The organism is Candidatus Zixiibacteriota bacterium (genome assembly GCA_022865345.1).
Classification (GTDB): domain Bacteria; phylum Zixibacteria; class MSB-5A5; order MSB-5A5; family RBG-16-43-9; genus RBG-16-43-9.
In genome coordinates, this window is sequence record JALHSU010000059.1 from 1 (window position 1) to 12,372 (window position 12,372).

At 43.3% G+C, this 12,372-nt stretch carries 10 protein-coding genes; 8 read left to right on the forward strand and 2 right to left on the reverse strand.

Going from position 1 to position 12,372, the window contains the following annotated elements; genetic code table 11:
* The coding region (locus tag MUP17_02515; protein MCJ7457846.1) for an ABC transporter ATP-binding protein at nt 1-97 on the forward strand (97 nt) is incomplete at its 5' end.
* Between the two features lie 362 nt (nt 98-459).
* Here MUP17_02515 and MUP17_02520 read toward each other — a convergent pair.
* On the reverse strand, nt 460-993 hold the full coding sequence (locus MUP17_02520; GenBank protein ID MCJ7457847.1) for a macro domain-containing protein: 534 nt from the start codon (nt 991-993) through the stop codon (nt 460-462).
* A gap of 191 nt (nt 994-1,184) precedes the next feature.
* The gene (locus MUP17_02525; protein ID MCJ7457848.1) at nt 1,185-1,649 is read right to left on the reverse strand and encodes an ACT domain-containing protein; all 465 of its coding nucleotides are present in this window, start codon (nt 1,647-1,649) and stop codon (nt 1,185-1,187) included.
* A 394-nt stretch (nt 1,650-2,043) separates the two neighbouring features.
* Here MUP17_02525 and thiC point away from each other — a divergent pair, with 394 nt between their 5' ends.
* From thiC to MUP17_02560, 7 genes are all read left to right on the forward strand, one after another.
* A complete protein-coding gene (gene thiC, locus MUP17_02530) occupies nt 2,044-3,297 on the forward strand; it encodes a phosphomethylpyrimidine synthase ThiC (GenBank protein ID MCJ7457849.1) in 1,254 nt (417 codons plus the stop codon).
* Nucleotides 3,298-3,652: 355 nt separating this feature from the next.
* Entirely contained in the window at nt 3,653-5,152 is a 1,500-nt protein-coding gene (locus MUP17_02535; GenBank protein MCJ7457850.1) for a tetratricopeptide repeat protein, read from the forward strand.
* An 87-nt stretch (nt 5,153-5,239) separates the two neighbouring features.
* Complete coding sequence (locus MUP17_02540; protein MCJ7457851.1) at nt 5,240-5,506, forward strand: hypothetical protein; 267 nt, start codon at nt 5,240-5,242, stop codon at nt 5,504-5,506.
* Entirely contained in the window at nt 5,506-6,057 is a 552-nt protein-coding gene (locus tag MUP17_02545) for a hypothetical protein (GenBank protein MCJ7457852.1), read from the forward strand. Before MUP17_02540 ends, MUP17_02545 begins: the two co-directional genes overlap by 1 nt.
* Before the next feature lie 235 nt (nt 6,058-6,292).
* Nucleotides 6,293-7,150, forward strand: a complete 858-nt coding sequence (locus MUP17_02550; protein ID MCJ7457853.1) for a lipoate--protein ligase family protein — start codon at nt 6,293-6,295, stop codon at nt 7,148-7,150.
* A gap of 508 nt (nt 7,151-7,658) precedes the next feature.
* On the forward strand, nt 7,659-10,973 hold the full coding sequence (locus MUP17_02555) for a TonB-dependent receptor (protein MCJ7457854.1): 3,315 nt from the start codon (nt 7,659-7,661) through the stop codon (nt 10,971-10,973).
* 53 nt (nt 10,974-11,026) lie between these two features.
* On the forward strand, nt 11,027-12,372 hold a 1,346-nt coding region (locus tag MUP17_02560; GenBank protein MCJ7457855.1), incomplete at its 3' end, for a hypothetical protein.

Consider the following 12,372-nt stretch of genomic DNA (forward strand, 5'->3'; position numbering starts at 1 on the left):
GGGATACGTTCTGGAAACCGGCAGGATAGTTTTAGAGGATGCGGCTTCAAATCTTTTAAATAATCAGCAGGTGAAAGAAGCATATCTTGGGGGATAACAAGGTTCAAAGGTTCAAAGTGAAAAAAATGACGGATGACGAATGACGAATAAAGAAATATAAGAAGTGAGAAGGAAGACGTAAGACGATTGTAACGTCGGGTTTTATGCCCGATGAATTTTTTTATATACAAAAGCAACTGTTGTATTCCGATGAAAGGTCAAATGGTAACGCCTGACCATGGTGTTGTGCGTTTTTTTGTAGCGGAAACCTTCAGGTTTCCATATTAAAAAAGTGGAAGGCTGAAGCCTTCCACTACAGTTTTTCAAATAACATTGGTGGAACAGACATCTTGTCTGTTCGGTCAGGCAGGATGCCTGACCCACCAAAGATGTACCATCGGGTCACCCCTACTGTTTATGTCACCCTGACACTTTTTCCAAAGCTGAATTGAAAAAATCGAAATCTTGTTTTCTGAATAACACAAAATGAACTTCTTTTACGGATTTTCCCTCGATAAAAAATCTGACTGCTGCATTAATCGTCACCTTCGCACATCTATCCATGGGAAACCCGCCCACTCCTGTCCCTAAGGCAGGAAAGGCAATTGAGCTTAATTTTAGTTCTTCTGCTCTTTTTAAACTGTTCCAGGTGGCAGCTCTTATATGTTTCTCGTCTGTCCGCAAGTCCTGTCCCATCACTGCGGCGTGGATTACATATTTTGCTTTCAGTTTCCCGGCAGAGGTAATAACTGCTTCGCCAATCGGAATCGGTCCTTTTGCAATTGCCTCTTTTTCGATTTCAACTCCACCCTTCGTTTTTATTGCTCCAGCCACGCCTGAGCCCATCCAGAGATGATCGTTAGCGGCATTGACAATGGCATCTGTTTCTGAATCAGTGATGTCGCCTTGGATTAAAACTATTTTTTTGCCGTCGAAGGTTTTCTCTATTTTCATGATTTGATTCATTTCGTGTTTGTCAGGTCCCCTGACCTGGCAAGAGAGAGTCCTGCGTCGGGTCTGGGGACCCGACGGGCACTGGATTTTGCAAAATGCACGCGGGTGGAGACAAGCTCCACCCCTACGCGAACTTTCTGTGGTTCTCTTAAACCTTGAACGTTTGAGCCTTTAAGCTTTTGAGCTTTTCTTTATTCCGTTTTGAATTCCTCTTCCAGTGCCTTTTGTGCCTCAGGCAGAAGATTTTCCTTGATCACACAGGTGATGGCATGCAAGGAGGTAGAGATAGTGTCTAAATTTATCCCGGCTTTGGAGAGTGCCTTGAAAACTCTGCCGGCAATTCCGGGCTGTTCTGAAAAACCGTGTCCGGTAATGGAGATCAAGGCAATGTTTTCATCGTGAGTGACCTCCTCAGTGCGGACTTTATTCTTCAGGGTGTTTAGAACTCCCAAAAGAGATAAAAGCTCCTTGCGGGAAATCACAAAAGAGATGTCACCTTTCCCTTTTTCAGTCGGGGTGGAAACCACCAGCTCCACGTTAAAGCCCAGCTCCCCTAAAAGCCCGAATATCTCTGCGGCGATCCCGGGCTTGTCCGGAACAGAATGAAACGTAACTTTAGACACATCCGAATTAGGGATTACTTTCATATTGCTCATAAATTTCTCCTTTTTCGAAAAATATCTCCGGTGAAAAATATAACTTAAAAAGAAACTTTTAGCCAGATATTTTTTGGTTAGAATAGGGAGGGGGGAGAAGATTTTTGTAGTCGATAAGAGCCTTACGACGGCTACGCCGGGCTGAGACCCCCGTAGGGCGGAAACCTTCAGGTTTCCATTTAAAGAATTAAATGGAGTCAAGGTATAAGGTATCTTTCAATTTTCAAAGACCGTCATCGTCTTTCTCCCTTGAGCTCTGGAACCCTTAACCCCTTTAACCCTTATTTACGATTTATTTCTTGACAAAAGGTATGAGGGGTATTAACGTATTACCATTGGTCGATATCTGTTTTAATGATAGTGCCTTAAAAGTAGTTGAAAGGTGGATAGATAGATGATAGAAGTCGAGTCTTTAGAAAAAGAAGAGCTTGAAAAGGTCGCTTCAGAGGAGAAGGTATCTCTTGATTTTTTGACTGAGAATATCAGCTCTGGAAGAATAGTCATCCTCAAAAACCGTCTGCACAAAAATACAAAACCGGTTGGAATTGGTAAGGGGCTAAGGACTAAGGTCAATGCTAATTTAGGTACCTCGCCAGATTTTGTGGATTTCGACCTGGAGTTGAAGAAATTGGAGATCTCGATTAAATACGGGGCAGATACAGTGATGGACCTTTCCACTGGCGGAGATATAAGGGATTTAAGGATTGAGATGGTAAAAAAGTCCACGATTCCGATAGGAACCGTGCCGATCTATGAAACCGTGTGCAATCTGACAAAGCAGGGGAAAAGCCCGGAGGAAATGACTAAGGACGACCTTTTCTCAGTTATACGTGACCACCTGGAGACAGGAGTAGATTTCATCACTGTTCATTGCGGTCTGACCAGGAGGGCTCTGGAGACAATAGACAAAAAGAAAAGATTAACCGGAATCGTAAGCCGGGGAGGCTCGTTTCTTGCCCGCTGGATGAGAAAAAATCAAAAGGAAAATCCCCTGTACGAGTATTATGACGAGCTTCTGGACCTGGCTAAAACATATAATGCTACCTTAAGTTTAGGGGATGGCTTAAGACCAGGCTCGATTGCCGATGCTACTGATAGGATTCAGATCGATGAGCTTTTGGTCTTAGGAGAGCTGGTCCAGAGAGCAAGGGAGAAAGGCGTTTTCGCAATGGTGGAAGGCCCTGGTCACGTTCCTATTCAGGAGATAGAAGCTAATGTGCTCTTAGAGAAGAAGCTGTGCGAGGATGCGCCTTTTTACGTCTTAGGACCTCTGGTCATAGATTGCGCTCCAGGTTATGACCATATCGTCTCTGCCATAGGAGGCGCTATTGCTGGTGCCTGCGGGGCTGATTTCCTCTGCTATGTTACTCCAGCCGAACATCTAACCCTGCCGAGCTTGGAAGATGTCAGAGAAGGTATTATCGCTTCTAGGATAGCTGCCCATGCGGCTGACATTGCCAAAGGAGTAAAAGGTGCCAGGAATATAGATGAGGAGATCTCAAAGGCGCGCAAATCGTTCGAATGGGATAAGATGATGGCTTTAAGCCTGGATCCTGAAAAGACCAGGGAGAAAAGAGGAAGAATCCCGGCAGATTACAGAAAATGCGGTATGTGCGGGGAATTTTGCGCGATGAGGGAAAATCTGTAAAAAGGACTTAGGAATTTGAGGATTCAAGAATCGAATTATAAATGACGGATAGCGGATAAAAAATTTATAGGGGCAGACCTGTGTATCCACCATTCTGATTAATTCTTCTTTGCCGTCCTTACCAACCAAGGAAATGTCTCTGTTGGTCAGGAGACCAACAGAGAGCAAAAAGGAAGAAGGAAGACAGAAAAAGGAAAAGTAAAAAACCGTAGCGTCGGGGCTTCATGCCCGACGACGAATCGCTAGAATGTAGGGCAAGGTTTTAGCCTTGCGTGGCAGTTGTAGGGACAGAACAGTGTTCTGTCCCTACTAAATCCCTTGCTAAACTCAGATGAATCAGAAGGAGCAATTTAATTTGGGAAGAAGAAATATTACGCGTAGGATTTATTTTGAAAAGTCTCTCTTTTTTCTAATCCTTTTCCTGTTTGCCGGCGGGTTTTTCTACGTGACATCCTGTTCGAATCAGAGGGATATCACCCTGCGCTATAAAATGGAGAAAAGCTTCTACACATCCGAGAGGATGAGGGGAATTCTATCTATTAATCTCAAGGCGGCTACTCCGGAGGATTTCAAAAAGCTTATCCGATCCTACAGAAAGGTAATCGAGCTGTCTTCTCTTTTACCTGAAACTTCTATAGCCCAGGACATATCAGATATAGCCTCTTCAGCCCAGCTGCGGATAGCTGAACTTTATATAGTACAAAAAAATCTTGATTCAGCTAAAGTATCTTTTGAAAAAGTTCTGGAGCATTATCCCCACAGTATTCCTCAGAATAAAACTGCCCTTTTGGGCTTGGGCCAGATCTATGAAAGGAGAAATCAGAAAGAGAAGGCAGTTGGAATCTACCACCGGCTTTTAGAGAATTATCCACCGGTTATAAAGAACAGGTTGCCGGACCTGAACCTCTTTTCACTTCCCAATCATCTGATCCAGCTTTTTTCAGCCAAAGAAGAAAAACCTCAAAGGGACACCGAATTCGATTTTGCCCGGGAATATTATCAGAACCTGATCAACTCGTATCCTTATACTCAGATTTCTCTTGCTGCCAGTTTAAATTTAGCCCGGTCTTTTCAGTTTCTGAACCTCTGGAAAGAATCGCTGGAGATTCTGGAGAGCACAAAAGACTCTACCGGACGAACTCCCGGACCTGTTCTTTTACAGATCGGTAACATCTATTTTGACGAACTTAAGGATGAAAAAAATGCGCTTATAACTTTCGGCCGAATTCTGGAATCCTCTGCCGATTCTTCCTCCCAGGCTGAGGCTCAGATGAAAATCGGGATGGTCTATTTCCAGAAAAAAGACTACTCTAAAGCTAAAGAGAAGCTTTCCAGGGTTAAGAAACTCTTTCCTAAAGAAGGTAATTTTATCGCCACCTGCCAATACCTGATTGCCAAGATCTACGAGAATACCGACGAGTGGGATCGAGCATTAAATGAGTACGACTGGTTGAAGATCAATTATCCCCTGACACCCGAGGGGCTGGAAGCACCTTTGAGGATAGCAGCTTATTATCAAAGGGAAAATAAAAGCTTAGCCAAAGAGTATTTTGAAAAGAGTGCCAGGCATTTTGATGAACTTCTAAGTAAATATAAAGATAAACCTTTTGTCCCTTTAATAGAGCTCCAGAAATCCAAGCTTTACTTATTACAGAAGGACTGGAAGAATGCTGTCGCGTCCCTGCAAAAAATAGCAGGAAAATATACAGGAACAGATGCAGGGCTGAACGCCCTGCTTTTGCTCTGGAGAATCTATCATACAGATTTGAAAGATGATGCCAAATCAAAAGAGATTCTTGACCGGATAAGAACTGATTATCCGGGGATAATCTCGGATACTCTGAAGCCCAAATGAGTCAGCCGATACAGATGAGAACCTATAATTAATATTAACAATTAATACTCAGTTCCCTAACCCTATGGTAATCAACTAAAGATTAGAATGTTTTTGACGAAAGATATACTACACCAGGATATCACGAACAGGAAAAAAGGATCTAAAGGTAACTCAAAACAAGGAGGTGTACCAGAGGGAGGAAAATTCATTCAAAAAGCAACCCCTGTAGTCCAGGGGAAGCTCTTAGAAGGTAATAGCCAACTTTTCGGGGCAGGGATGCCCCCCAGATTTAGAAGTTCATTTTTCAGATCGCTAGATCTGAATAGAGACTTAATTTTAATCGCACTTGATAGGGGTAAAGGAGGAAAGTGATGAAAAAAGTTTATTTAACCCTTTATCTTGTAATTTTTTCGATTTTTTTACTCTTCTCGATTACCTGGTCGCAGAAAGCCAAAAATCCGAGCGCAAAATCGGATGTCCTAAGTATAGTGGTGGATCAGAAACCAGGCAGCAGCAACGTGGTGGCTAAGGTGAACCTGTCGAATTTGGAAAAGCTTTCAGCTATTGTCTGTCCCCTGAAATATGGTAACGGCAAAACTTCTATTGTCCTGGATTCGGTTAGTTTTGTTGGCACGCGGGTGGAGAGTTTCGCCCTGAAGTATCCGAACATCGATCCCAAAACCCAGAAAGTGAACATAGCTTTGATCAGCACCCTGTCGGCTGCAGACCTGTACTTGCCAAAGGGAGAGGGTGAAGTCGCTAAGCTCTACTTTACTCTCAAGAAAGGAGCAACTGAAGCCAGCGTGACAGTGGATACCGCCTTATTCCCGCCGGCCAATGTTTTGCAGTTGGTTGATCCCCAAGCCAAGTCGATTTTTCCGGGATTCGATAATTCCAAAGGCAAGATAACGCTTCTGAAATAGACAAGACTTGCATTGCAGATGAACCGTAGGGGCAATTATAAATTGCCCCTACAAAAGAATTACTTCAAGCTAAATCAAGAAATTTCTGCTTTTAAAATCGGATTTTCAAACATAGAACAATCCAGCAGTAAGAGAAAAAGAACTTATTAATCAACAGGCGATTTAATGATATTATTCACATACTGTAACAGACCTGAGTTTATCGTCTGAACCCCAATTATAAAATCTGTCTTTTATGCCAATTCAAAAATGGAGGTTTATCTACACCGGGCAAGGTGATCCTTATTTTAATATGGCAGTTGATGAAGCCCTGCTCTCTTCAGTTCAAGATGGCTCTTCTCCGATCTTGCGTCTTTACGAATGGAACCCTCCCGGGGTCTCCATAGGTTACTTTCAGAAAGTTAATAAAACGGTGGATATAGATAAATGCCTCAGGAAAGGGGTTAAACTCGTTCGCCGGATCACCGGGGGAAGGGCGGTCCTACATAATGAAGAACTTACCTATTCCTTTTCTGGCTCCTGCAAGATTTTTCCGGAGTTAGGGAACACCGTCTCTGAGACTTATAAACAGATAAGCGAAGCTCTTCTATCTTCTCTTTCGTTTTTAGGGGTTGAGGCCCAATGGGTAAAACCTTCAGGTGGAATGATAAATAAGGAGGATCCAGCCTATAAAAAAGAAAGCAAACCTTATACCAAAAATTCTTTCATCCTACCCTGTTTTTCCAGTTTTTCCAGATACGAGATCAGCTGTCAGGGTAGAAAACTTGTCGGCAGTGCTCAGAGAAGATTCCGGGAGATTTTTCTTCAGCACGGCTCGATTTTACTTAAAAAGGGAGAATTAGATTTAGCTGATTTTCTTCCAGCTAATTCTTTAATTAAAGGAGCTAAATCCCTGGAGAATTCAACCAGTATTGAGAAGATCAAAGGGAAGAAGATAGAACGTAAAGAAATAATTCGAGCGCTGAAAAGAGGCTTCAGTGAGGTTTTTCAAAAGGATTTTGAGGAAGATTCATTGACAGAGGAAGAATTAAAAACTGCAAAAGAGCTAAGGATGAATAAATATTCGAAAGATTTCTGGAACTTTAGAGTCTAAGAAATAGCGCAGTTCCAGCCCAAACAGGCGTAATATTCTGCGTCGGACTAACTCCTTGTAATACTGTGCCTTAAGCGGCAAATGCGGTACTCTCAATAAAATCTCCTTAGTTTTTTGCCAGGTCAATACAAAATCAAGCTTAAAAGATCATGACTTCCGCAATTCGTTTGGCGCAACTCGTTGTAAAATAATGAAGTAGAAATTTCCCGAAAGGAATTTACAATTGGAAATATGGGCACGCTTTTTGTCTATATTTTTAACTGGTATTTCCTCCTTCTTTCATATTAAAACCTCCTAGGACCCCTGTTCACCCGAAAGGTGGGCAGGGGTGAAAAATGAAAGAGAAGAAAAAGTTCTTTGAAGTTTTTAAATGAATTTCTGCAAAAGGAAAAAGTTAGATAAGGTATATAAAAATCTTCTTGACAATTTCGACTTTCTTTTTATATAATAGTGTTTTAGTTTTAGACGGAGTTGAAAAATTGAAACTTTAACCTTAAGGAGGATGGAGATGAAACTCTTTAGTCAGCGTCAAGTTTTCTTCTTTATTTTCTCATTAGTCCTTCTCCTAACAATCTATACTCTATCTTATGCTGGTGTCACTGGCAAGATAATGGGTAAGGTGTTGGATGATGCAAGTGGCGAAGGGCTGTTTGGATCTACGATAATGATTGAAGGGACATCTATGGGGAACAAAGTTGGTCCGGATGGTTCTTATTATATTGTGAACGTCCCCTCAGGGACCTATACGGTGGTCGCTTCGATTATCGGGTATACCTCTATGAGGGTAGAAAAAGTTGCAGTCACAGCTGACCAGACCACCGAGATAAACTTCAGGTTGAAAACTCAGGCTGTTACCCTGCAGAAAAGCACTACTGTCACTGCAGAAAGGCCTATGATTGAAAAGGGGGTAACTGCCAATTTGAGAACCATAACCACTGAGGAAGTGAAGTATATGCCGGTTAAGGCAGTTACTGATGTTTTGAAGACCCAAGTGGGTTTTGTAGTCAGGAATCAGGAACTGCACGTCAGGGGAGGAAGGTCCGGAGAGGTCAACTACATAGTGGACGGAGTGGAGACTAAGAGTCTTATGGGCGGTCTTGGTCTGGTGACAGGAGGAATGAATATTTCAACTGAAGATATACAAGAGATGGACATTCTTAAAGGCGGGTTTGAAGCTGAATACGGCAACATCCAGTCTGCTGCAGTCAACATCATCACCAAAGAGGGCAGCAGTAAAAAAACCGATGTAAGAATAGATTTCCTCACAGACGATTTTGGCTCAAAAAATCTTAACAAGTATTCTTTTAACACCGATCGTCTGGAGTTTTCAATCGGTGGCCCAGAGAAGCTTTTCTCCCAACATCTTTTACCCTCTTTTCTTACCAAAGATCTTTTGCCGTCTCTGGGGATTGACCTTACGGGTGGTAAACTGACTTACCGGTTTAGCGGAAGCGTTTACAAAAGCGATACCTATATGGACATTAATAAATCTGCCACTCCTCTTACTGCCAAAAAATTCAGGGTGGATGATTTCTTAGGGTTCAATCTTCCGGAAAGGATGAGCAATTTCTATACAGCTCAGCTTAAACTCTCTTATAAGATCAGCCCCACAAAAAAGCTGATCTTCTCTTATAACGGAAACTGGGAGAGATACACGCTCTTCTTTGATCCTACTTCGGCTACGCGAGGCGATATTAGCGTCTGGCAGTATAGATATACCCCCTCTACCCTCCCACAATTTGAAAGCAATACCAAAACTTTCAGCCTCGTTTTCACCCACAGTGTAAGCCGGAGCTCCTTTTATGAATTGACCTTGAGCAAATTGAGTTCTGACTTTTTGATGGCGCCTGGGGACCCGAATAAACCAGGAGGTCGTTTGGACCCGGGCGACTTCACATTCTCAGACCACTGGCAGTTTTATACCGACCGTAATCACAATGGGAAATGGGACCCAGCAGAACAGTTTGTAGACGTGAATAGCAATGGAAAATATGATAAAGGAGAGCCTTTACAGGACACGAATGGAAACGGGAAATGGGATTCAGCCGAGCCCTTTTCAGATCCAGATAGCCTTGGATACTTTGACCCCTCCAGGACACGCATGGCTTTAGTAGATGAAGCTGAGCCTTATCTGGATGGGGATGTGCTCATTGGAGAACCCTTTAAAGATGTGAACAATGATGGTGTTTATACTGAGGGCATTGATATTTTTAATCCACTTACTGATGATTTAAACCCAAATGGAATTTATGACGGTCCAACTTCTGACCCCTGTGCTGGATTGCAGCATTGTCCAACTGCGGTGCCTTACATAGATCGCAATCACAATGGGCAGTATGATAAGTCTAATGGAAGATGGGATCCCGGGGAATCTTATACCGATATGAACGGGAACGGAAAATACGATGGAGTAGATGGGTTCTGGGACCGGGGTTATGAGAGAAGGACCTATTATCAACATAGAACTGAAGATCGTTTAACCCTGGATTTCAAATTCACCAGCCAGGTGACTAAACAGCATCAGATTAAGACCGGGTTTAGAGTTCAGAGCCAAAAACTGACTATGGAGGATGTGCGCTACCCTTATTACGCATACAATGGTATTCCAGACGGAGGTGCCTGGCCGGATCACGGTATTTTCAGAGATTTCTACACTCGGAAACCTGTATTAGGCGCAGCCTTTCTCTCGGATAACATAGAGTATGGAGAGATGATTGCCAAGTTAGGAGCCCGCGTGGATTTCTATATTCAGCCGAATGACGTAGTATATATGGCCGAAGTAGAGAGGGCGAAATTGAGCACAGATTTAAAACAACCTATCGAGATAATAAGGTATAGGAATAAAGTCTCTCCCCGAATCGGGGTTTCTTACCCCATACTGGAAAAAGCCAAGGTCTATTTTAATTACGGACATTTCTATCAATTGCCGGAATTGCACTATATGTATGCTCGTCCTACTCAGGGTTCTTCCGGTATCCAGATGTACGGAAACCCTAACCTGGATTTCACCAAGAGCATAGCCTATGAATTCGGCTTCCAGTATGCTATTTCCGAGAATTACAAACTGGATGTCTCTGGTTTTTATAAAGATTATTTCGGCTTAATTAATACCCAGCAGTACAAAAGAGGTCCAGCCACGTGGGAATTCAATGCTAATACCGACTATGGTAGAAGCCGTGGCTTGGAAGCTGAGTTCGAGAAGAGGTCTGGCGGTTACATTGGGGGAAGAGTTAATTATCAATATGCCTTTGCTTATGGAAAAAGCTCGAATGAAATATCGAACTATTATGCCCGGGCTCAAGCCGGAGAGATCCCGATTCAGGAATATCCATTAGACTGGGATGTCAGACACCAGCTGACCTTAAACCTGGATTTCAGGATTCCCAAGAACGACCATCCGAAAATCTTCGGGCTTAGAGTTCCGGACAACTGGGGAGTAAATGTCATCTGGCAGTACGGCAGCGGTTTTCCCTTTACCCCGGATGTATCCTATCCAGGTTTGATAAGCACCTTGCGCCGCAACGAAAACCCTCTTCCCAATTCGAAAAGGATGCCAGCTAACAGCTCAGTTGATTTAAGGTTCAATAAGGATTTCGATTTCTGGAAGTTCAGTTATTCCTTCACCATCTGGGTAAATAACTTGCTTGATAGAAAAAATGTCTATAGTGTTTCTGGAAAAACCGGCAGACCTGATACCGATCAAAATGCATATCGGGATTCCTTGGGTGATTATGTCACCTTACCTGGTTCAGATATTAATAAAAACCCTTACAACTTCGGTGCACCAAGGAATGTAAGATTAGGACTGACGGTTAATTTCTAATAATAATATGAAAAGAATCTTAGCGGCATGTTCCTAAGGACTGGAGGTTTCGCATGCGTGGAAAAAGTTATTATGTGTTTGTAACTTCAATTTTTGTCGTCTTTTTAGTTCTTTTTATCGGTTCATCTTTTGCTTTAGCCAGAACCAGAACTCAGAGAGAAGCTTCAGAACTCTCCCCCTCCGTTCAAAAACCGCTGGCTGGCGAAGCCTGCGTTCAGCAGAGGACTCACCGGGTTGCCAAATATTGTTTCACCTTAACCAACTGGGGTTTTATTGGAAGTGAGGGCAGGAGACAAGATGAAACTCCTGGAGGATGCTTTATGAAGGACCCTAATGCAGTACTGCCCGCTCCTTCATTTGAGTTTCCTTGCGGTTCAGATCTGGAGTATCTTTTCCAGGGAGCCTTATGGGTGGGAGCGGTGGTGGAGGGGGAGACCCTGGTGACTGTAGGTGCAGACGGCTGGCTTTATGTCAATGAGATGTTTCCGGGTACAGAGGACCAGGGTGGCTGTATAAAGGAGAAAAGCATTCGTCCTGTTACGCCTAACTGCAATCCTCCTGATACGGCTGGTGCAATATCAGAGCAGGATATAATAGCTATTTATTCTGACACGGCAATTGCCGGGGTTAGTCCGGATGATTATGATAGAAGGCCTCATAAACCCATAGGTATTCAGATTGAGCAGAGGAGTTATTCCTGGAGTTACGACTATGCAGAGGACTTTGCCCTGATCGATTTCACCATAAAAAACATCGGGAATAAGGATGTCAAAGGAATCTGGATGGGGCTTTACATGGATTGTGATGTAGGCTGGACAGGTAACGGCAATGCTTTTCGAGATGACATCACCGGTTTTAGAGCCACCTACCCATCGTCTTTATGGGGGGACACCCTGCAATATCAGGACACCATCCAGATAGGCTGGATAGCGGATGATAATGGTGATTTAGGAAAAGGAGGGGTTGTTACAGATAACAGTGTGCCCAGTGTGACAGGAGTAAGGGTTGTTCGAGCACCAACCGAAAATATTTCCTTCAACTACTGGATGTCAGAGGGGACCGATCCGGTGAATTTAGACTGGGGGCCTCAGAAGCAGGAGAATTGGGATCTCTGGATTAAGAATTATGGAAGCTGGTGCGAAGGTGGTAAAGGGACACCCTGTGGTGATAGGGCAAAATATTTCACCATGTCCAATGGGGAACACGATTATGACCAGATTTTTGCCTGCATAGACGAATCGAACATCGGCTGGTTACCACCGTCGGGTTTTTGCACGGATTTAGCAGATGGATATGATACGCGTTATCTTTTCTCCTTTGGTCCTATTCCGATTCTTCATCCTGGTGATTCGACCAAGGTGACAGTAGGATATGTGGCAGGTGAGAACTTTCACTATAA